Source organism: Streptomyces changanensis, from assembly GCF_024600715.1.
GTDB lineage: Bacteria > Actinomycetota > Actinomycetes > Streptomycetales > Streptomycetaceae > Streptomyces > Streptomyces changanensis.
The window spans coordinates 522898-542705 of the sequence record NZ_CP102332.1; the positions used below are offsets into that span (position 1 = coordinate 522898).

The window sequence follows — 19808 nt, forward strand, 5'->3', positions numbered from 1 at the left end:
GCTCGACGTGTGGGGGACGTGGAGGAGCAGGGGGCCGGCGGGGTGGCGGGCTGCGGCCCGGACGCGTACCGGGCGGTCCCGCCGCGCGGGTCGGGGCCGTGGGAGGGCGAGGACCGGGCACAGGCGGTACGGGAGGGGGCCGTGGCGGCGCCGCCTCCCGCGCCACCGGTGTGCGACCGGTGCGGGGCTCGGGGCGACCGCCGCGGCACGTACTACGAGGCGTACGTGTTGCTGGAGCCGGAGGTGCGGGCCCCCGCGGAGGGCGTTCCGCCGTGGCGGCGCTGGTACGTCGACGCGGGCGGCCGCGCCTGGAACGGTGGCAGCGGCCCGCCGCGGCCCGGGACGCTGTGCCGGATCCCGCACACCCTGGTGTGCCGCGCGGGCGGCCCACCCGAGGTGGCGGGGCGTCCGTGCGGGGTGGCGGGGCGCGACGGCGGGGCGGAGCCGGGCGGGTGACGGCCGGCGACACCGCACCCGATGTGCGGTGCCGTGCGGGCCGGACCGGGGCCGGGTGCACCGGTGCGGTGCCGTGCGGGCCGGTGCGGTGCCGTGCGGGCCGGTGCGAGGCGGGGTCGGCTGGGGCCGGGCTGGGCGAGGGGTTCGGGCGGGCGAGGAGCCGGCGGCGCCGAGGACCGGCGGGCCCGCGACCGGTAGGTGCGGGCCCGGGCGGGGTCAGGAGTCCGCCGCGGCCTCCTTGGCGCGCTTCTCCTTGAGGCGCTCGGCCTCCTTGCGCACCTCGGCCTGCGTGGCGCGCTCCTTCTGGAGCCACTCGGGGTTCTCGTCCCGCAGCGCCTCGATCTGCTCGGTGGTGAGCGCCTCGGTGACGCCTCCACGGGCGAGGCCCGAGATGGAGACGCCCAGGCGGGCCGCGACGACCGGCCGGGGGTGCGGGCCGTTGCGCCGCAGCTCGCGCAGCCACTCCGGCGGATCTGTCTGCAGGGCGTTCAGCTCGTCGCGCGAGACGGAGCCCTCCTGGAACTCTGCGGGGGTGGCCTCGAGGTGGACACCCAGCTTCTTGGCCGCCGTGGCGGGCTTCATCGTCTGGGTGGTGCGGTGCGACGTCATGCGTCCAGGATATCGAGCATGTGCGCGGCCCCTGACCACGCCCGGTAATCTGGCCCGGTGACAGGCTCGGAAGCACCCTCCTCGTTCAGGCTCGCGTACGTCCCGGGTGTGACACCCGCGAAGTGGGTGCGGATCTGGCGGGAGCGGCTGCCGGACGTGCCGCTGGAGCTCGTCGCGGTGTCCGCCGCGGAGGCGCCCGAGGCGCTGCGCCGCGGTGACGCGGACGCCGGCTTCGTACGGCTGCCGGTGGACCGGACGGACCTGAGCGCCATCCCGCTCTACACCGAGACGACGGTCGTCGTCATTCCGAAGGACCACCTCTTCGCGGCGGTCGACGAGGTGTCCGCCGAGGACCTCGCCGAGGAGATCGTCTTCCACCCGCTCGACGACACCCTGGAGTGGGAGCGGCCCCCGGGCCTCCCCGCCTTCGAGCGCCCCGCCACGACGGGGGACGCGGTGGAGCTGGTGGCGGCGGGGGTGGGGCTGCTCGTCGTCCCGCAGTCGCTGGCCCGGCTGCACCACCGCCGGGACCTCACGTACCGGCCGCTCACCGACGTGCCGCAGTCGCGGGTCGCGCTCTCGTGGCCGGAGGAGCGGACGACGGACCGGGTCGAGGACTTCATCGGGATCGTCCGGGGGCGGACCGTCAACAGCACGCGCGGCCGCCGGCCCGACGCGGCGGAGGAGCCGAGGAAGGCCGCGCCGCGTTCCGGCGGGACGGCCGGAGCCGGCGGCGGACAGCGGCGCGGGGGCGGGGGCGGCAAGCCCGCCGCCAAGGGCGCGCGGCGCGGTGCCGGTGCGCCGCAGGGAGCCCGCCGCGGAAAGCCCCGCCGGCGGTCCTGACGCGGACGAACGCGGGCGGGAGCTTGCGGGCCTCACATCCGGTCCGCCTGGTTTCATGGGGCCATGAGGCTTCTCGTCGGCACGTCGGGGTGGCAGTACAAGGACTGGCGCGACGTGCTGTACCCGGAGGGGACGCCCCAGCGGCTCTGGCTGGAGGCGTACGCCGCCGCCTTCGCCACGGTGGAGGTCAACAACGCCTTCTACCGGCTGCCGTCGTACGCCACGTTCGAGGCGTGGCGGGAACGCACGCCCCCGGACTTCGTGGTGGCGGTCAAGGCGAGCCGGTTCCTCACCCACGTCAAGCGGCTGCGGGAGCCGGAGGAGCCGGTGCGGCGGCTGCTGACCCACGCGGCCGGGCTCGGCGACCGGCTGGGGCCGGTCCTGCTCCAGCTCCCGCCGACGCTGAGAGCCGACGCGGCGCTGCTCGACGCCTGCCTGGGGTGCTTCCCGCCGGGTGTGCGGGTCGCGGTCGAGCCGCGCCACCCGTCGTGGTGGACGCCCGGGGTGCGCGGCGTGCTGGAGGCGCGGGGCGCCGCGCTGTGCTGGGCGGACGTACGGGCCCGGCCGGTGACGCCACTGTGGCGGACGGCGGACTGGGGGTACGTGCGCTTCCACGTGGGCCGGGCCCGGTCGTGGCCGCGCTACGGCCGGCGCTCGCTGGAGACGTGGGCGCGGCGCGTCGCGGAGACGTGGACCGGTGAGGGCGAGGTGTACGCCTACTTCAACAACGACCCGAACGGCGCGGCCGTCCGGGACGCCGTGGTGTTCGCCCGCGCCGCCGTGGCCGCCGGGCTGACCGTGACGCGCACGCCGCCCCGGCTGCCGTCGGCCGCGCCCGCCGACGGGTAGGGGGTGCGCCCGGCCGGGCCGCCGTCGCGGGCGGCCGGTCAGGTCGGTCCGCCGCCCGTCGTGGCGGGCGGCCGGGCGTGGCCGTGCCCCGCGGTGGGGGACGACGCGAGGGCGGTCATCGGGGCCGTCTCGCCGAGGGGCGCCACGTGGGGACGGGACCGGTCGGGGGCGGTGACGGCGGGCGAGGGCCCCGCGGGGGCCGCCTTGGTGCGGGGCTCGGGTCCGTTGGCCACGGACGACCAGGTGCGCAGGCGGTGACTGGCCGCCTCGTCGAGCGTGACGGGGGCGCCGCGCTGCTCGGCCAGGCGGCTCGCCTCACGGCCGAGCGCGGCGACGTCCTCCCAGCGCAGGCTGAGGACGACGGTCAGTTCCGCTCCGCCGTCGGGAAGTCCTCGCACCGCGGGTCCCCCACGCTCCGTCATCTCCGCTCCCGTCGTCGACGCGCTCCCCGAGAGGTACGCGGGCGACCGACGGCACGTTCAGGCCAGTGGTGGGCGACCACGACCGCGGGGACCGGCGTCCACAGGTCGAAGTCAGCCGACCGGCCGGTATCGCCCCCCGGCCCTGGCGGCCCGCTTTCCGCCGGCCCGGGCCGGCGGGCCGGCGTCGACCGCCCCGGTCGACGGTCGGCCGCGCGCGGCGCGGCGACGGACCGCACCTCTGACGGCATCCGCCCAGTTCAGGCCGGTCCGCGCGGCCCCCACGCCGCCGGGCGGCGGGGACGGTCCCGGGACCACGCGTGTGAGACGTCTTGACGCCCGTCCCGCGCGCCACTTAAATCACGGCTCAAGTTAAGAGCTGACACGCTTTCACGATCTGAAGGGTCGTGGACCTGCCCGTCCCCGGTTCCCCCCGACCCGGCAACAGCCGGCTCCCCTCCCCCGGCCCCTCCCCACACCGCACCGCTCCGCACCACGCCGTACCGCCCCCGTACCGCACCGGCGCGGCGGGGCACGCCGCGGCCCACACCGCGGCGGGGCGCGGGTGCGTCCACACCGGAAGGAGCACCATGCGAACGAGCCGAACCGCCGCCAGGCCGGCAACCCCACCGCGATGGACCACCCGGGCATGAGCCGGAACCCGTCCGGCCTGGTGGAGTTCACCAGGAACCACGTCCACCCCGCCCTGTGCGCCGCCGGCCTCACCACCGAGGTTGATCGTGCACGACGGGGACCACGGCTGCACGACGGGGACCACGGCGACCACGCGGGCTTCGGCTCCGCCGTCCTCGCCGACCCGGGCGCGCGGGAGGACCCACTGTTCGGCGGGATCGCCTGGCACGGCCGCCCGCGCCGGTCCGGCTGTACACCTGCAACAGGACCGGGGCGCAGCACTGGTCCTACGACGCCGCCACCCACGACCTGGTCGTCACGGCGGCCGACAAGTGCCCGGACGTGAAGGACCGGTCGGCGGCGGACGGGGCACGGACACGGATCCGGAGCTGCACGGGAGGCGCCCACCGGAAGTGGATCCTCGCCTCCCCCTGACCCCTGACCCCTGGGCCCCTGGCCCGTGGCCCGAGCCCCCGGTGTCGGACCCGGCCCCCGGACCCCGGCTCCCGCCGCCGGACCCCGGCCGCCGACCCCCGGCCACCCGCCACGAACCTCAGACCGCACACCGCAGACCACCCACCACCACCCAAGGAGTCCCGGATGCCCGTACGACGCCACCGTGGGAGAGCACGGACGGCGGTGCTCGCGGCCACCGCGGTCCTCGCCGGCCTCCTCGCCGGCGCGCCCCCCAGCACCGCCGCGGACGAGGCGCCGCCGCCCGTCCCCGTGGACCGGTTCGAGGGGGAGGTGCCCTTCGCCGACCCGCCCGCCGACGGGATCTTCACATGGGGCAGCGACGCCGACGACCGGCCGGCGCTGACCCTGGCGGCGCGCACCGACGCTCCCGAGGGCGACAAGGTCCTCGAAGGGCGCTACGACATCAGCGGCTGGGGCGGCTTCAGCCATGAGTTCGCCACCAACCGGCCCGCCCACGACTGGAGCGCCCACAAGGGCGTGCGCTTCTGGTGGTACGGGCAGAACACCGCGCCCCTGCCGCCCGGTTCGGGCCCGCGCGTCCACTTCGAGATCAAGGACGGCGGCACCAGCGGCGGGACGTCCGAGCTGTGGACGACGTCCTTCACGGACGACTGGCAGGGGTGGCACCTGGTCGAGATCCCGTTTGCCGACTTCCAGTACCGCGCGGACTACCAGCCCGTCGGCGGCATCGACCAGGTCCTCGGCCTGAAGGAGATGTGGGGCTACGCCTTCACGCTGCCCACCGGGGCACCCGGCTCCTTCGCCGTCGACGGCGTCGAGCTGTACGGGAAGGCCGACCCGGCCCTGAGCGCCAGGGTCGTCACCGACACGGTCGTCCACCCCGTCGACGAGGGCGGCACGGCCCGGGTCCGGATCTCCGTGGCCACCACCGGGTCCGGCCCGCTCCCCGAGCCGGTCACGGTCGCCTACACCACCGAGGGCGGTACCGCCCGTCCGGGTGAGGACTTCACGCCCGTGTCCGGGACGGTGACCTTCCCGGCGGGGGCCCCCTCCGGCACGTCCCGTTCGGTCGCCGTCCCCACGCGGCGCGACGGCAGGGCCGAGGCGGCCGAGACGGTCCCGCTGAAGCTGACCGTCACCGGCGCCCGGGCACCGGCCGAGGACCCGCGGGTGGTGGTGAACGCGCACGGGCTGCCCTACCTCGACCCGCGGTTGCCGGTGGACCGGCGCGTCGCCGACCTGCTCTCGCGCATGACCCCGGCCGAGAAGGCCGGCCAGATGACGCAGGCCGAACGCAACGCGCTGCGGTCCCCGGGCGACATCGCCTCCCACGCCCTCGGCTCGCTGCTGTCCGGCGGCGGCTCCGTCCCCACGCCCAACACGCCCGAGGCGTGGGCGCGGATGGTCGACGCCTACCAGCTGCGCGCCCAGGAGACCCGGCTGCAGATCCCGCTGATCTACGGCGTGGACGCCGTGCACGGCCACAACAACGTCGTCGGCGCGACGATCATGCCGCACAACATCGGGATCGGTGCCGCCCGCGACCCCGACCTGGCCCGCAGGACGGGGGCGGTCACGGCGAAGGAGGTGCGCGCCACGGGCGTGCCGTGGGACTTCGCGCCGTGCCTGTGCGTGACCCGGGACGAGCGATGGGGCCGCTCCTACGAGGCGTTCGGCGAGGACCCGGCGCTGGTCACCGCCATGGCGACCGTCATCGAGGGGATGCAGGGCGCGCCGTCCGGCCGGGACCTGGACCGCAACGACAAGGTCCTCGCGAGCGCGAAGCACTTCGTGGGCGACGGCGGCACGGAGTTCGGCTCGTCCACCACCGGCTCCTACACCATCGACCAGGGCGTCACGCGGGTCACCCGCCAGGAGTTGGAGGCCGTGCACCTCGCGCCGTTCGCCGAGGCGGTGAAGCGCGGGACGGGCACGGTCATGCCGTCGTACTCGTCGCTCGACATCATCGGGGACGACGCCGGTCCGGTGAAGATGCACGCCGACGCCGCGATGATCAACGGTGTCCTCAAGGGCCGGATGGGCTTCGACGGCTTCGTCGTCAGCGACTGGCAGGCCATCGACCAGATCCCCGGCGACTACCCGAGCGACGTCCGCACCTCGGTCAACGCGGGCCTCGACATGATCATGGTGCCCACGGCGTACCAGGAGTTCACCCGGGTCCTGCGGGCGGAGGTGGCGGCGGGACGGATCAGCCCGGCGCGCGTCGACGACGCGGTGAAGCGCATCCTCACGCAGAAGTTCCGACTCGGCCTGTTCGAGCAGCCGTACGCCGACACCACCCACCTCGACCGGGTCGGTTCGGCCGCCCACCGCGCCGTCGCGCGGGAGGCGGTGGCGAAGTCGCAGGTCCTGCTGAAGAACGACGGGGCCGTGCTGCCGCTGAGGCGGTCGCAGAAGGTCTACGTCGCCGGGTCCAACGCCGACGACCTCGGCAACCAGGCCGGCGGCTGGACGATCAGCTGGCAGGGCGCGTCGGGCCGGACCACCACCGGCACGACCATCCTGGAAGGCATGCGCAGGGCCGCCCCGGACGCCGCCCTCACCTACTCGAAGGACGCCTCGGCGCCCACGGCGGGCCACGACGTCGGTGTCGTGGTCGTCGGCGAGACCCCGTACGCGGAAGGGGTCGGCGACGTCGGCAACGGCCACGACCTGGAACTGTCCGACGCCGACAAGGCGGCCGTCGACCGGGTGTGCGCGGCGATGCGCTGCGCGGTCCTGGTGGTCTCCGGCCGGCCCCAGCTCGTCGGCGACCGGCTGGGAGCCGTCGACGCACTGGTCGCGTCGTGGCTGCCGGGGACGGAGGGCGACGGCGTCGCCGACGTCCTCTACGGCACCCGCCCGTTCACCGGGCGGCTGCCCGTGACGTGGCCGAAGTCCGTGGAGCAACTGCCGGTCAACGTCGGTGACGCGGTGTACGACCCGCAGTTCCCGTACGGCTGGGGGCTCACCACCCTCGCGAAGCCGTCGCCCGGTGGAGAACGGACGCTGAAGGCGGTGTCGTTGGCCGTCCGGGCCCTGGAGGCGGCGGGGCGGGGCGACTCGCCGGCGGCCGCGGAGCTGGTCGGCAGGGCGAGGCTGATCGTCCAGGCCGAGATCGGCGCCGGGGTGTCGGCGGCCTCCGCGAAGCCGTTCGCCGAGGCGGAGCACCTGCTGCTGAGCGGGAAGCCGTCGGCCGCGATGGCCCGGCTCACGACGGCGTGCCGGGCCGCCTGACCGGCGGTCGCGCGGGGTGCCGCCGGTCAGACGGCACCCCGCGTACGGCCGTCCCGCGGGGCGGTGACCCCCGGCGCCTGCCGTGAGGCGCGGGCCACGAGGAACAACAGCGCGCCGCAGGCGGCGACCACGAACCAGCCCGGCCGGGACGCGTGCGCCAGCCCGGCCGGGGGGACGCCCGCCACCAGCCCGCCGGCGACGGCGATGCCGACCGCGGCGCCGAACTGCCGCGCGGTGGACGTGATCGCCCCGGCGACGCCCGCCCGCTGGGCGGGCAGCCCGCTCACGGCGGTGTTGGTGATCGGGGCGTTGGCGAAGCCGAAGCCGACGCCGACGAGCCCGTTGGCCAGCAGGAGCAGTGCTACGCCGGTGTCGTCGTCGAGCCCGACGAGGCAGAGCCCGCCCGCGGTGAGGAAGCCGGCCGCCAGGGTGAGCGGGAGCCGCGGACCCGAACGGCCGACCAGACGGCCGGAGAACGGCGCGCACAGGGTGGCGCCGACCGCCATGGGCAGAGTCGCCGCCCCGGCGGCCAGCGGCGTCCAGCCACGGGCGTGCTGGAGATGGAAGGTCTCCAGCAGCAGCGTGACGTTGAGGGCGACGAAGACCGCCACGGCGCCGACGACCGCGCCGGTGAAGGCCGGGCCGCGGAACAACGCCGGCTCCATGAGCGGCTCGCTCCTGCGGGACTCCACCACGCCGAACGCCACCGCGCTCAGCACGACGCAGGCATAGGCGCCGACCGCCGGCAGTGACGTCCACCCGACGCGCGGGCCCTCGATGAGCACGCCGACCGACGCCCCGATCACCACCGTCAGCAGGACCTGCCCCGGGAGGTCGAGCCGTCGCGGTCGCGGCGCCCGGGACTCCGGGACGAACACCGCGCTGAGGACGAGGGCCACCACGACGACCGGCACGTTCACCCAGAACACCGACCGCCAGCCGAAGGCGTCGATGAGGGCGCCGCCCGCGACGGGACCGGCGGCCATGCTCAGCCCGAAGACCGACGCCCAGACGCCGATCGCCCGGGCGCGTTCCCGCGGGTCGGGCATCGCGTTCACCACGATCGCCAGGGCCACGGGGCTGAGCATCGAGGCACCGACCCCCTGGAGGGCGCGGGCCGCGACGAGCGCTCCCGCCGATGGGGCGACGGCGCACGCCAGCGAGGCGGCGCCGAAGACGGCCAGTCCCCACTGGAACACCCGTCGCCGCCCGAACCGGTCTGCCAGCGCACCGGCGGAGATCAGCAGCGCCGCCAGGACGAGCGTGTAGGCGTCCACGGTCCACTCCAGGCCGCGGGTGCCGATGTCCAGCGCCTGCCCGATGGCGGGGAGGCCGACGTTGACGATGGTGGTGTCCATGCCCACGAGGAACATGCTCAGGCAGCAGACGGCCAGCACCGTCCACCGTCTGCGCGCATTGGCCGTGGATGGGGTTCCGACGGGTCGGGTCGTGGTGGTCACGGCCTGCCTCTCGTGTCCGGGAAGGGCTTCCCGGACATCGTCGGACGCAGGGACGCGCGGGCCCCAACGCCGTTGCGGAAACAGCACGTCCGGGCCCGGCCGCCCCGGACGCGGTGGGGCGGGGTGGGGCGGGGTGGGGCGGGGTGGGGCGGGGTGGGGCCTCGGATCGCGCGTCGACGGCGCCCCCGCGCGCGTAACGGGGCGTCCGCCGCCCTCGGGGGCACTGCGCCGCAAGGCCGGTGGGTGGGGTCGGGGCCGCGCGGGGTCACCTCCTCGGGGTCGGCGGCCCTGGGCACTGGACGACGGAACCCACCCGACGCCGCCAACCCCTGCGGGGGCAACCCCCCACGCCCCCTCCCAGACCGCACGCGGACCCATGAGCATCGCAGCGAGGTGGTCTTGCCGGCGCCGTCGGGGCCGAGCAGGCCGAGGACTTGGTTCTTCTCGACGCGGAACGACAGATCGCGGACCACGTAGGCGTCCGACCCGGCCGGACGAGGCCGTGCCGGTACGGACGGCCGGGGCGGGGTACGGACTACCCGGGCGGACGCGTACTACCGCCCGGCCGGGCGGTACGGGGCGGCAGAGGGGGCCGGCCCCGGGGCGGTACGGGCGGGCACCGACCGGGCCTTCCGGCCGGACGGACGGGCCCGGGCCCTGGGTGGCGACCCCGGCGTGAGGCGGGCCCGGGTGACGGCTCCGACTTCAGGGGGCCCGGGTGGCGGCGGGCTGCGGGCTCCCGCTGGCGGCGGGCCCGGCTCGGGGTGGTCAGTAGCGGCCGGTGTCGGTGACCTCCGTGATCTCCGCCTGCGGGTCCACGGCCACGGTGACGCGGGTCCACAGCTCCCGCAGTCGCGTCACCATGGCCTCGGCCCGCTCGACGTCGTCGAACTCCAGGTCGATCATGACCCGGCCGGGATCGGAGACCGGCCGCATGATGCGGTAACCGCGGACGCCGGAGGCGGATCGGCCGAGGGGATCACCGTCGAAGGCCTCCTTCCACGCCTCGTACTCCGGGACCGCGTGTTCGATGCGGACGACGTACATGGTGGCTCCTTCCGCCGGCCCCCCTTCCAGTCGACCACCGCGCGGCCCGCGCGGCGCGCCGGCGGCGGCAGGTCCACGCCAGGCCGGTCAGCCGGTGGCGCGGCCGACGGGTCGCGCGGTGCCTCGGCCGGCGGGACGGCACCGGCGGCCGCCGAACGGCTGTGGGCCGGGCACACGAACCCCTGCGACCACGCGGAGCCGAAAGAAGACCGCCGAGCACCGCAGGCGGTTCGTGTCCCGCACGTACCGGACGGCCCAGACGGGAACGGGGCCTGTTCATCGGCGGGTTCGCGCAGAGCCCCGTCGGCTTGGTTCCGTCGGACTCCCGCCGCCTGCTGCCGATCCTGCAGGGGTACGTCACCCGGCGGAGACCATCGTCCGGATCACGCGGAACGTCGGGGACGTGGCGCTGTTCGACCATCGCGTCACCCAGCACCACGCCCCCGACGACTGCGGTGACCTTCCCCGTCTGCTGCACCGCGTCACCGTCGGCGACACGCCGATCGGGGTGGGCGGCGGCCGCAGCCACGTCCTGGAGGGTGACGACGCGGCGCACTGCCCGCCCGCGGCGGCCTGACCGGCCGACCGTGACGGCGGGGGCCCGGCCACGTGGTGGTCGGGGCTCCCTCCCCGGTGCCCGCCCGTGTGCCCGGGCGGCGGCCCCGCGACAGCCCCCGGCAGCGCGCGGGGCACGGCGCGTACGGTGTGCCGGTCAGCCGGCATCCGCGCCCGCGTCCGCGGCGGGCGGCGTGACCGGCAGGCCCGCCGCCCGCCAGGCGCGGAACCCGCCCGCGAGGTCCGTGGCGCGGGAGAGCCCGATGGTGCGCAGCGAGGCCGCGGCGAGCGACGAGGCGTACCCCTCGTCGCAGAAGACGATCCAGCGGACGTCGGTCCGCGCGGCCTGTGGGAGCGCGCCCTCGGAGGCGGGGTCGCACCGCCACTCCAGATGGTTGCGCTCGATGAGGAGGGCGCCCGGAACGGTTCCCTCGGCGCGGCGGGTGGCCTCGGGCCGGGTGTCGACGAGCAGCGCGCCCTCCTCCCGTACGGCGCGCAGGGCGTCGTGCGGGCCGAGGCGGTCGAGGCCCGCGCGGACGTCGGCGAGGTGGCGGTCGATCCCGGTCACGCGTCCACTCCTTCGATGCGGTCGGTCACCAGCCGCCCGTCGGGCAGCCGGCGGTAGTACGTCATGGTGGCCAGCGCGGGCGCGTAGGCGTGGACGCTGACGGCGGGCGACGCGCCGCCGTTGACCACGCTGTGGACGTGGCGCGGGCCGAAGGAGCGCGTCGCGCCCGCGCCGAGCCGCCGCGGCACGGGGTGCGAGGGGTGCGAGGACGGCGGGAAGACCCGTTCGGTCAGTTCGCCGCGCACCACGGTGAAGGCGCCGCTGGAGCCACCGTGGCCGTGGATCTCCGTGCCCTGGCCCGGCAGCCAGGTCAGCAGCCACACCTCGTGGGTGTCGGCGCGTTCGAGGCGGGTGTAGTGGCGGTCGGGGTGGGTGAAGCGGACGGCCGGCAGCCACAGGTCGCGGCGCGCGGCGAACGACGCGGCGAGCCCGGCGAGGCGGGCGGGTCCGAGCAGGGCGGGGGAAGGCACGACGGACATGGAGGTTCCCGAAGGGTGTCGAGGCGGGTGGGCGCACGGGCGGGAGCCGCGCCTCGGGACACCGGGCGCGACCGTCAGGGACGGTCGCTGCGACACAGCGCGCTGGCCACGCGGACGAGGTCCACGTGGTGCCGCGCGAAGAAGCGCCTGCTGGTCGACATGGGAGGAAGGCTCGCACCACGGGACAGCGGCGGTCAAGGCACCCGGCGGGTCAGGCGCGGCACTCGAGGACCGGTGATATCGCCGATGCCCGGGCCGCCGGGGCGCGGTGACAGTGGCATCCCCACCCGCGGCGGGTCAGCCGCCCGGGGCAGCGCGCCGGCGGCGGACGTCCGCCGGTGTGCGCCCCGGGGCCCGCCACGACAGAGAGGACGACCCCGTCGTGCACACGCTCCCCCCCACCGGGCACCGGATCCGCCGTTCGCTCGGCGCCGCCCTCGCGTCGTTCGCCGTCGTCGCCGGAATCGGCTTCGGCCCCGCGCCCGGCGCCCACGCCGCGGACAACCCGTACGAGCGCGGCCCCGCGCCCACCAACGCCAGCATCGAGGCGGTGCGCGGCCACTACGCCGTGTCCCAGTCGACCGTCTCCTCGCTCTCCGTCACCGGCTTCGGCGGCGGGACGATCTACTACCCGACCACGACCGCCGACGGCACGTTCGGGGCGGTCGCCATCTCCCCCGGCTACACCGGCACCCAGTCGTCGATAGCGTGGCTCGGCCCCCGCCTCGCCTCGCAGGGGTTCGTCGTGTTCACCATCGACACCCTCACCACGGTCGACCAGCCGGACAGTCGGGGCCGCCAGCTGCTCGCCGCGCTGGACCACCTCACGCGCGTCAGCCCGCTGCGCACGCGGGTCGACAGCACCCGCCTCGGCGTGATGGGGCACTCCATGGGCGGCGGCGGCAGCCTGGAGGCGGCCAAGAGCAGGCCGTCGCTCCGCGCCGCGGTCCCCCTGACGCCGTGGAACCTGGACAAGACCTGGCCGGAGCTCAGGACGCCGACGCTGATCGTCGGAGCCGACGGGGACAGCATCGCCCCCGTCTCCAGCCACTCCGAGCCGTTCTACGAGAGCCTGCCGTCCGCCCTGGACCGGGCGTACCTGGAGCTGAACGGGGCGTCGCACTTCGCGCCGAACTCGTCGAACACGACGATCGCCAAGTACAGCGTCTCGTGGCTGAAGCGGTTCATCGACGACGACACCCGGTACGAGCAGTTCCTGTGCCCGCTGCCGCGGCCGAGCCTCACCATCGAGGAGTACCGGGGCAACTGCCCGCACACCTCCTGACCGACGGGTGCCGACGGTCCGCGCCGCACCCGTACCCCCGCACCCGTCGCCGCGCCGGCCGTCGCACCGTGACCCTCGATCCGCCCCGTCCCCCGGCGGCCGCGCCCGGTGCGCGGCCGCCTCCGGCGTTCCCGTGCCGTCGGGTGCCGACCGGTGACCTTCGGACGGTGGGGCGCAGGGGGGACGGACCGACGGCTTCCGGAACGCGCCGCCGGACATTAGCGTCCCGAGGATGACACGAGAGCCGACCTGGCAGGGGGCCCCGGGTGCGCGCGGTGTGCGCGGCCGGGAGGAGGAGCTGCGGGCCGTGGCCGCGGTGCTGGAGGGGGCGCGCCACGGCGACGGCGGGGTGCTCGTGGTCACCGCCGCACCGGGGCTGGGCCGCACCGCCCTGCTGGACGCGGGCGCGGCGGCCTTCGACGCCGGCCCCGTCGTGTCCGTACGGGGCACGCCGGGCGGCACCCGGGTGCCCGGTGGCGGGGTCCGGGCGCTCCACCGCGCCCTGGCGGCGGTCACGGGCCGCGGGGGCGGGCCAGGCACGCGGCACCCGGGCGGTGTGGTGGACGCGGGGGCCCTGGAGACGGCCATGCGGGCCGCCGCGGGCGCCGCTCCCCTGCTGGTCTGCGTCGACGACGCGCACCTGTGGGACGGCCCGTCCCGGCGGGCGCTGGCGGGGGCCGTGCGGCGGGCGTGGCGGCCGGGCCCGGTCGGCGTCCTGGTGTCGGTCGTCCACCGGCACGCGGGCGCCGTGGACTTCGCCGACCTGCCGTCCGTCGTCCTCGACCCGCTGCCGTACGGGGTGACGGCGGGACTGGTGGACGAGCTGACCGCCGGTCGGATCGACCCGCCGGTGGGCGAGGAGCTGGTGGCGGAGGCCGGGGGGAACCCGGCGCTCCTCACCTTCCTGCTGGAGCGTCTGTCGGCGGCGCAGTTGGAGGGCCGTGCCCCGCTGCCGCGCCCGCTGGCGGACGCGGCGGCGCTCGCCCGGGTCGTGAGCCCGCGCCCGTCCGAACTCCCGCCCGCCGTCCGTGACCTGCTGCTGCTCGTCGCGGCGGCCGGGGAGCCCGGCGGCGGCGCGGAGGCCGCGCTGGTGCTGCGGGCCGGGCGGCGGCTCGGGCTGCCGGCGGCGGCGTTCGCCCACGCGGAGGCGGCGGGTCTTGTGGGGTGGGACGGTGGCCGTGTGCGGTGCTCCACCGAGTTGCTGCGCCGGGCGGTGTACGCCGGAGCCGACCCCGCCCGGCGGCGGGCCGCGCACGGGGCCCTCGCCGCCGCCCTCACACCGGACCGTTCCCCCCGCCCCGCCCCGTCCGCCCCGGACCGTTCCCTCCCGGACCGTTCCCTCCCGGACCCGTCCGCCCTGGCCCGCCTCGCGCACACGGCGCTGTCGGTACGGGGTCCCGCGCCGGGCGTGGCGGCGGCGCTGGCCGCGGAGGCCTCCCGCGAGGACCCGCGCCGGTCGCACCGCGAGCGGGCCGCCGCTTTGCGCAGCGCGGCGGGGCTGACGGCGGCGGCCGGGGCGCGGGCGGAACGGCTGGCGGCGGCGGCCGAACAGGCCCGGCTGGCGGGCGCGGTGCGGCAGGCGCGCGAACTGCTGGCGGGTGCCGAGGCAGCGGGCGCGCATGGCGCCGTACGCGGCAGGATCGAGCTGGTGCGGGGAGTCCTGGAGCTGGACGACGGCCCCGTGGTCGACGCGCACGAGGTGCTGCGCGGTGCCGCCGCGCTCCTCGCCCCGTACGACCCGCGGCACACGCGCGTGGCGCGGCTCGCCGCGGCGGACGCGGCGTGGGCGGCGGGTGACGTCGCCGCGTGCACGGCCGAACTGGTCGCCGTGGCCGGCGGGGAGCACACCGGCCCCCGGGACGGCCGGCCCGCGCCGCCCCGGCCGGGGGATCCGCTGGAGGAGTACGTGGCGGGGCTGCGGGCCGCGCTGGACGGCCGGTTCGCGGTCGCGCGGACACCGCTGCGACGCACCGTCGACCGGGCGGACGCGGACGAGGCGCCCGAGCCGCTGCTGCGGGCGGGGGCCGCGGCGCTCCTCATGGGCGACTTCGCCGCGGCCACGCGGGTCGCCGCGCGGGCCCTGGCCGCGGCGCGGTCACGGGGGTCGGCCGCGCTGGTGCCGAGGGCGCTGGAGTACCTGGCGTACGCGGAGCTGCGCGCCGGGCAGCACGCGCGGGCCCGCGCGCACGCCGAGGAGGGGCTGTGCGCCGCCCGCCGGACCGGCCAGCGCAACCTCGCCGCCCACCTGCACGCCGTGCTGGCGCTCGCCCTGTCGGTCGAGGGCGACGCGGCGGGTGTGGCCGGGCACGCGGCGGCGGCCCTGGACACCGCGCGCCGGCATGGGCTGACCCAGGCGGCCACCCTGGCGCGGTGGGCTTCGGCGCGGGCCGACCTGAGCCGCGGGTGCCTGCCCGAGGCGGCCGCGCGGCTCGGACCGGTCGTCCGTGCCGGCGTGGGCGGTGGGCACTTCGCGGTGCGGATCCTGGCCGTGCCGTGCTTCGCCGAGGCGGCGGCGCTGTCGGGGCGGCCGGACGACGCGCGGGCGGCCGTGGACGAGTTCGCGGTGTGGGCGTCCCTCGGCGCCGACCCGCTGGCCCCCGCCCAGTTGGCGCGCTGCCGGGCGTTGCTGGCGCCCGGGGAGGCGGACGCCTGGTACGAGCGGTCGCTCGGCGCCTACGAGGCGGTGGGCGGCGAGTTCGACCGGGCGCGGACGCTGCTGCTGTACGGGAAGTGGCTGCGCCGCCGGCGGCGGCCGAAGGAGGCGCAGGACCGGTTGCGGGAGGCGCTGGTGGCGTTCGAGCACTGCGGTGCCCGGGGGTGGGCGGAGCAGGCCGCGGGTGAGCTGCGCGCGTCGGGCAGCGCGCCCCGGGACGCCGACGCGGGCGCGCTGTCGCGGCTGACGGCCCAGCAGGCGCGGATCGCGCGGCTGGTGGCCGAGGGGGCCACCAACCGGGAGGTCGCGGTGCGGCTGTCGCTGAGCCCCCGCACCGTCGACCACCACCTGCGCAACGTGTTCGCCCTGCTCGGCGTCAGGTCGCGGGTGGACCTGGCCCGGCTGGTCGACCGCGCGGAACCCGCGCCCGCTCACCCCCCGGGGCCCGCCCCGTGACCGGGGCGGGCCCGGAGGCGCCGCGGTGGTGTCCTAGAGGGCGGACCGGCCCTCGCGGGCCGCGAGGGTGAAGGAGTGGCCGGCGGGGTCCGCGTACGTGCGCACGTCCCTGGGGCCGGAGTTGTCCTTGGCCTCGACGGGACGCGCCCCCAGGCCGACCGCCTCCCGCTCGGCCTCGTCCATGTCGGCCTCCGCGACGAGGATGCTCAGGTGGGCCTGTTGCGAGTCGTCGGGTCGGGGCCAGCTGGGCGGCGCGTACCCGTGGTCGCGCCGTGCCGCGAGGCGCACGCCGTCGTGCCCGACGACCTCGATGAAGTCGGGGTCGGTGCCCCGCTGCACCCGGGCCCCCAGCAGCTCGGCGTAGAACTCCGCCAGCGCCTCCGGTTCGGCGCTGTCCAGTACCAGGACGCTCGTCTTCGCTACCGTCATGAGGTCCTTCTGCCCCCTGCGCGGGCGGGCACGCACGCGCGGGGGGCCGGTGGCGGCCGCCCGCCGTGCGGTGGGCGGCCGCGTCGGCTCACCCCCGGAGCCGGCTCAGCACCTCGAACGGCCGCGTCGCCACCGTGGCGGCCGCCGGCGCGGGCGCGGCGGGGGCGCCGGCTCCCGGGGCGGCGACGTCCGGGGCGGCGAAGGGCGCGGCGGGGGCGGCCGGCCGGGTGATGCCGAGGGCGGTCTCGATGTGCCGGTTGAGGGCCAGGTCGATGGGGTGCGGGTCGATCGTGCCGTCCTCGTTGACGTGCTGGTACTTCATCAGGTTCAGGGCCACCGCGAGCTGCCGGCGGCCGTCCTCGGAGGAGAGCGCCAGCGTGCCCGCGCCGAATACGGCACCGTCGTGGCCCCAGTACCAGCGGCCGTCGGCCATCCGCACCGCCGACAGGCCGAGGCCGTAGCGCATGACGGCCTCCTCGCCCGGCTCGACCGGGTGGGCCGGGACGGTGGTCTTCATGGCGCGCAGTTCGGCGGGGCCGAGGAGCCTGCCGCCGAGCAGCTGCCGGTAGAAGGAGTTGAGGTCCTCGGTGGTGGAGACGAGCGAGCCGGCGATACCGCCCCACGACATGTCGTAGACGCTGTAGTCCCGGGCGGGCGCGATGGTGCCGTACATCGACTCGTACATCTTCGCGTGCGGGCCGATGAGGTGGGGGGTGCGCGGGAAGTACGTGTGCCGCAGCCCCGCCTTGCGGATGACGTTGTCGGTGATGTAATCCTCGGGCTCCTGGCCGGTGACCTCGCGGAGCAGCAGCCCGATGATGACGTAGTTGGTGTTCGAGTAGGCGTAGGTGCCGCGCGGCGCCCGGGGGGGCGCGGCGAGCCCGAGGCGGACGAGTTCCTCGGGGGCGTGGTGGCGGAAGCGGCCCGCGTCGAGTGCCTTGCCCGGGTCCTCCAGGAGACCGGGGAAGGCGGGGAGTATGTGGTCGCCGATGCCGCTGGTGTGGTTGAGCAGCATGCGTACGGTGATGGCCTGGCCGCGCTCGCCGGGGACCAGCTCGGGCAGGTAGCGGCCGATCGGGGCGTCGAGGTCGACGCGGCCCGCGCGGACCTGCTGGAGCACGGCGACGGCGGCGAACGACTTGGTGATGCTGCCGACCCGGTGCCGGAAGCCGGGCCGGACGGGACGCCGGGTGTCGACGTCGGCGACGCCGGCGGCGCCCCGCCACTGCGACGAGCCGTCGCGGACGGCCGAGAAGGTGCCGTACATGCCGGCCTCGTGGACGGCTTCCAGCGAGGCACGCAGCGCCGCCCGGTCGAGGCCCCGGCCGGTGGTGGCCGTCGCGCGGCCGTCGCGGCGGGCGGGGCGGCGGGGGCCGCGGGCGCCGCCTGGGCGGGCAGCGCGCCGGCGGCCAGCGCGAGCAGGACGGCGCTCGATGTCAGGGCGGCGTGGTGGAGGCGGCGACGGGCGGCACGCGGGGAGGGGTGCATGGGATGCTCCTGGAGTCCGGTGCGGGGCGCCGTGTGCGCCCCCGTACTCCCATCCTCACGTCCTGACGTGCACTCAACTCTCCTCCAGGCGAACGACCTTGGTCACCGGGGAGCCATGACATATGTCAGACGGCGCCGCCGGCGGGTGTCGCCCGCCGGACGCGCGTGGTCCCCGCCGGGCGGGCGCCCGGCGGGGACCACGGTGTCGGTGCCGCCGTACCGTCAGTGGCGGCGGAGCCGGCCGAGGAGGCTGCGGCTCTGCGTGCGCCGCCGCGGGTCGGTGGCGGCCCGCCGCGCCGAGTCGATGAGCCTGCGCCCCTGCGGGCTGCGGCCGAACTTCCTGATGCGCGAGATCAGCTGGGACATGACGCCTCCTGTGTGTCTCGGTGTTCCGTGTTCGTGTTCGTGCCGGTGTCCCCGCCGGTGCCCGCGTCCGTGTGGACCGGGACCCGGCGCCTGACGTCGGTCACGGTGGCGGTCGCGTCAGCGGAAGAAGGCGAGGTAGTAGTCCGCGAACTCCATCCGCTGGGAGTCGTCCCGGTCGTGCCTGTCGGGCACGTACTCGGGGGCGCTCTCGATCTCGTCCTTGGTGCGGCCCACGTGCACGCTCCGCTGCTCGATGTCGACGGCGGTGATGATCCCCGCGGGGAGCAGCACCTCCCGGCCGAAGATCCACGGGCCGGTGTCGACCACCAGGTAGCAGGCGCCCGCGTCCGCGGAGTGCTTGCCGACCTTGCCGACGGATCCGTCCGTCGCCTCGACCGTGAAGCCGGTCAGGTCGGTGCCGGTCACGTAACCGGTCGTGTCGGGACACGACCACATGTCCGCGTGCACAGTGAACTCCTCTGGTCCGGTGCCCCGTGCGGGGGGCTGCATGTCACCCCGTCTTCCCCGCCGCGGCGTTCCCATGTCCCCCCGCGCGTGCCTCCTGCGGGGCGCCACCGGCGAGGAGCTCCCGCAGGCAGGCGGCGGCGCGTACGGCGGCGTCCCCGCAGCAGTTGTTGAACAGGACGTGGACCTCGGCGGCCCGCTCGGCCATCGCCCGCACCCGGGGCAGCCACTCGCGCAGCTCGTCCGCCGTGTAGCCGTGCCGGAAGCGGTCCTCCTTGCTGCCGGTCCCCCAGGCGGCGCTGCGTCCGTGGAAGCGGACGACGGCGAGGTCGGGGGAGGTGACCGGGGCCTCCGGCGGGATGGAGCCGGTGAGGCCCTGCGCCGTGTCCACCGCCACGGCCGCCGCCCCCAGTTCCCGCAGCAGCGCCGCGGTGGAGGCGCGCGCCTCCGGCCGCCACCAGTCCGGGTGGCGGAACTCGACCGCCAGCCGCCAGCCGGCGGTCCTGGCGCGGCACTGCTCCAGGAACCCGCGTGCGGTCGGACCGGGCCCGGCCCAGGGCGGCAGCTGGAAGAGCAGCGCGCCCACACGGCCGGCCTCGCGCAGCGGCAGCAGCGCTTCGCCGAACCGCCGCCACACCTCGTCCAGGAGGCCCGGGTCGGGCACGCCGCGGTACCCGCCGCCGTACCGCGCCACGGCGGGCCGCAGGTCGGCGGGGACCGCGGTGGGCCTGGTGGGGTGGCCGGTCAGCAGGGAGAACGCCTTCACGTCGAAGCGGAAGCCGTCCGGCGTCCGCTCGGCCCACAGCCGGCTGTTGCGGGCGCTCGGCAGGCCGTAGTAGGTCGAGTCGACCTCGACGACGGGGAACCGTTCGGCGTAGTGCCGCAGCCGTCCCTCCGCGTCCCGTTTCCCCGACGGGTACCAGCCGCTGGAGACGAGCGCGGGGTCCGTCCACGAGCACGTTCCGATCCTGATGTCACCGATGTCACCCATGCGGCCGCGCATACCCGCTGCCGGGCGGTCGAGAGCCCGGGTTCGGGACGTTCCCCGGCCGGGGGTGCCGGGAAGCGCACCG

19 protein-coding genes and 1 pseudogene are annotated in these 19808 nt (G+C 76.6%); 8 read left to right on the forward strand and 12 right to left on the reverse strand.

Going from position 1 to position 19808, the window contains the following annotated elements:
• Nucleotides 1-9 precede the first annotated feature (9 nt).
• Nucleotides 10-456 carry a DUF6083 domain-containing protein gene (locus NRO40_RS02260; RefSeq protein ID WP_058945039.1) on the forward strand — a complete coding sequence of 149 codons (447 nt, stop codon included), beginning with the start codon at nucleotides 10-12 and terminating at the stop codon, nucleotides 454-456.
• A gap of 216 nt (nucleotides 457-672) precedes the next feature.
• Here the strand turns inward: NRO40_RS02260 and NRO40_RS02265 are convergent, their stop codons facing one another.
• Nucleotides 673-1065: a DUF5997 family protein gene (locus NRO40_RS02265; RefSeq protein ID WP_058945040.1), complete on the reverse strand. Its 393-nt coding sequence runs from the start codon at nucleotides 1063-1065 to the stop codon at nucleotides 673-675.
• Nucleotides 1066-1122: 57 nt separating this feature from the next.
• On the opposite strand from NRO40_RS02265, the gene NRO40_RS02270 reads away from it, so the two are divergent.
• Both NRO40_RS02270 and NRO40_RS02275 read left to right on the forward strand, forming a co-directional pair.
• Complete coding sequence (locus tag NRO40_RS02270; protein WP_257375317.1) at nucleotides 1123-1908, forward strand: LysR family substrate-binding domain-containing protein; 786 nt, start codon at nucleotides 1123-1125, stop codon at nucleotides 1906-1908.
• Between the two features lie 63 nt (nucleotides 1909-1971).
• Complete coding sequence (locus tag NRO40_RS02275) at nucleotides 1972-2757, forward strand: DUF72 domain-containing protein (protein ID WP_058945041.1); 786 nt, start codon at nucleotides 1972-1974, stop codon at nucleotides 2755-2757.
• A 38-nt stretch (nucleotides 2758-2795) separates the two neighbouring features.
• Here NRO40_RS02275 and NRO40_RS02280 read toward each other — a convergent pair whose 3' ends face one another.
• On the reverse strand, nucleotides 2796-3155 hold the full coding sequence (locus NRO40_RS02280) for a hypothetical protein (protein WP_408056970.1): 360 nt from the start codon (nucleotides 3153-3155) through the stop codon (nucleotides 2796-2798).
• Between the two features lie 876 nt (nucleotides 3156-4031).
• On the opposite strand from NRO40_RS02280, the gene NRO40_RS02285 reads away from it, so the two are divergent.
• Both NRO40_RS02285 and NRO40_RS02290 read left to right on the forward strand, forming a co-directional pair.
• Nucleotides 4032-4244 (forward strand): RICIN domain-containing protein, encoded by a 213-nt coding sequence (locus NRO40_RS02285; RefSeq protein ID WP_107115247.1) that lies wholly within the window; start codon nucleotides 4032-4034, stop codon nucleotides 4242-4244.
• 165 nt (nucleotides 4245-4409) lie between these two features.
• The gene (locus NRO40_RS02290; RefSeq protein ID WP_058945042.1) at nucleotides 4410-7484 is read left to right on the forward strand and encodes a glycoside hydrolase family 3 protein; all 3075 of its coding nucleotides are present in this window, start codon (nucleotides 4410-4412) and stop codon (nucleotides 7482-7484) included.
• 26 nt (nucleotides 7485-7510) lie between these two features.
• Here NRO40_RS02290 and NRO40_RS02295 read toward each other — a convergent pair whose 3' ends face one another.
• From NRO40_RS02295 to NRO40_RS02305, 3 genes and pseudogenes are all read right to left on the reverse strand, one after another.
• On the reverse strand, nucleotides 7511-8842 hold the full coding sequence (locus NRO40_RS02295) for an MFS transporter (protein WP_232791260.1): 1332 nt from the start codon (nucleotides 8840-8842) through the stop codon (nucleotides 7511-7513).
• A gap of 485 nt (nucleotides 8843-9327) precedes the next feature.
• Nucleotides 9328-9441: pseudogene (locus tag NRO40_RS02300) on the reverse strand (ATP-binding cassette domain-containing protein); the annotation flags it as partial.
• A 271-nt stretch (nucleotides 9442-9712) separates the two neighbouring features.
• Nucleotides 9713-9991 (reverse strand): hypothetical protein, encoded by a 279-nt coding sequence (locus tag NRO40_RS02305; protein WP_058945044.1) that lies wholly within the window; start codon nucleotides 9989-9991, stop codon nucleotides 9713-9715.
• A gap of 403 nt (nucleotides 9992-10394) precedes the next feature.
• Between NRO40_RS02305 and NRO40_RS02310 the strand changes: the two genes are divergently transcribed.
• On the forward strand, nucleotides 10395-10568 hold the full coding sequence (locus tag NRO40_RS02310) for a hypothetical protein (RefSeq protein WP_198549466.1): 174 nt from the start codon (nucleotides 10395-10397) through the stop codon (nucleotides 10566-10568).
• 135 nt (nucleotides 10569-10703) lie between these two features.
• Here NRO40_RS02310 and NRO40_RS02315 read toward each other — a convergent pair whose 3' ends face one another.
• The gene (locus tag NRO40_RS02315) at nucleotides 10704-11114 is read right to left on the reverse strand and encodes a rhodanese-like domain-containing protein (protein WP_058945045.1); all 411 of its coding nucleotides are present in this window, start codon (nucleotides 11112-11114) and stop codon (nucleotides 10704-10706) included.
• Nucleotides 11111-11593, reverse strand: a complete 483-nt coding sequence (locus NRO40_RS02320) for a cysteine dioxygenase (protein ID WP_058945046.1) — start codon at nucleotides 11591-11593, stop codon at nucleotides 11111-11113. Before NRO40_RS02320 ends, NRO40_RS02315 begins: the two co-directional genes overlap by 4 nt.
• A gap of 382 nt (nucleotides 11594-11975) precedes the next feature.
• Here NRO40_RS02320 and bdeA point away from each other — a divergent pair, with 382 nt between their 5' ends.
• Both bdeA and NRO40_RS02330 read left to right on the forward strand, forming a co-directional pair.
• Complete coding sequence (bdeA, locus tag NRO40_RS02325) at nucleotides 11976-12878, forward strand: bis(hydroxyethyl) terephthalate hydrolase (protein ID WP_058945048.1); 903 nt, start codon at nucleotides 11976-11978, stop codon at nucleotides 12876-12878.
• A 232-nt stretch (nucleotides 12879-13110) separates the two neighbouring features.
• Nucleotides 13111-15987 (forward strand): helix-turn-helix transcriptional regulator, encoded by a 2877-nt coding sequence (locus NRO40_RS02330; protein WP_257375318.1) that lies wholly within the window; start codon nucleotides 13111-13113, stop codon nucleotides 15985-15987.
• A 33-nt stretch (nucleotides 15988-16020) separates the two neighbouring features.
• Here NRO40_RS02330 and NRO40_RS02335 read toward each other — a convergent pair whose 3' ends face one another.
• The 5 genes from NRO40_RS02335 to NRO40_RS02355 all read right to left on the reverse strand — a co-directional run bounded on the left by NRO40_RS02335 (nucleotide 16021) and on the right by NRO40_RS02355 (nucleotide 19717).
• Complete coding sequence (locus tag NRO40_RS02335) at nucleotides 16021-16416, reverse strand: VOC family protein (RefSeq protein WP_058940282.1); 396 nt, start codon at nucleotides 16414-16416, stop codon at nucleotides 16021-16023.
• 88 nt (nucleotides 16417-16504) lie between these two features.
• The gene (locus NRO40_RS02340) at nucleotides 16505-17683 is read right to left on the reverse strand and encodes a serine hydrolase domain-containing protein (RefSeq protein ID WP_058940283.1); all 1179 of its coding nucleotides are present in this window, start codon (nucleotides 17681-17683) and stop codon (nucleotides 16505-16507) included.
• Nucleotides 17684-18126: 443 nt separating this feature from the next.
• Nucleotides 18127-18270: a hypothetical protein gene (locus tag NRO40_RS02345; protein WP_198549246.1), complete on the reverse strand. Its 144-nt coding sequence runs from the start codon at nucleotides 18268-18270 to the stop codon at nucleotides 18127-18129.
• Between the two features lie 117 nt (nucleotides 18271-18387).
• On the reverse strand, nucleotides 18388-18738 hold the full coding sequence (locus NRO40_RS02350; RefSeq protein ID WP_079046772.1) for a PRC domain containing protein: 351 nt from the start codon (nucleotides 18736-18738) through the stop codon (nucleotides 18388-18390).
• Between the two features lie 43 nt (nucleotides 18739-18781).
• On the reverse strand, nucleotides 18782-19717 hold the full coding sequence (locus NRO40_RS02355; protein ID WP_058940409.1) for a DUF72 domain-containing protein: 936 nt from the start codon (nucleotides 19715-19717) through the stop codon (nucleotides 18782-18784).
• Nucleotides 19718-19808: the final 91 nt, after the last annotated feature.

Coding starts and splice junctions, on each gene's coding strand:
- NRO40_RS02340 (WP_058940283.1), bottom strand. CDS start 17,683: ATGTACGGCACCTTCTCGGCCGTCCGCGACGGCTCGTCGCAGTGGCGG.
- NRO40_RS02330 (WP_257375318.1), top strand. CDS start 13,111: ATGACACGAGAGCCGACCTGGCAGGGGGCCCCGGGTGCGCGCGGTGTG.
- NRO40_RS02320 (WP_058945046.1), bottom strand. CDS start 11,593: ATGTCCGTCGTGCCTTCCCCCGCCCTGCTCGGACCCGCCCGCCTCGCC.
- NRO40_RS02290 (WP_058945042.1), top strand. CDS start 4,410: ATGCCCGTACGACGCCACCGTGGGAGAGCACGGACGGCGGTGCTCGCG.
- NRO40_RS02345 (WP_198549246.1), bottom strand. CDS start 18,270: ATGTCCCAGCTGATCTCGCGCATCAGGAAGTTCGGCCGCAGCCCGCAG.
- NRO40_RS02275 (WP_058945041.1), top strand. CDS start 1,972: ATGAGGCTTCTCGTCGGCACGTCGGGGTGGCAGTACAAGGACTGGCGC.
- NRO40_RS02295 (WP_232791260.1), bottom strand. CDS start 8,842: ATGGACACCACCATCGTCAACGTCGGCCTCCCCGCCATCGGGCAGGCG.
- NRO40_RS02335 (WP_058940282.1), bottom strand. CDS start 16,416: ATGACGGTAGCGAAGACGAGCGTCCTGGTACTGGACAGCGCCGAACCG.
- NRO40_RS02265 (WP_058945040.1), bottom strand. CDS start 1,065: ATGACGTCGCACCGCACCACCCAGACGATGAAGCCCGCCACGGCGGCC.
- NRO40_RS02305 (WP_058945044.1), bottom strand. CDS start 9,991: ATGTACGTCGTCCGCATCGAACACGCGGTCCCGGAGTACGAGGCGTGG.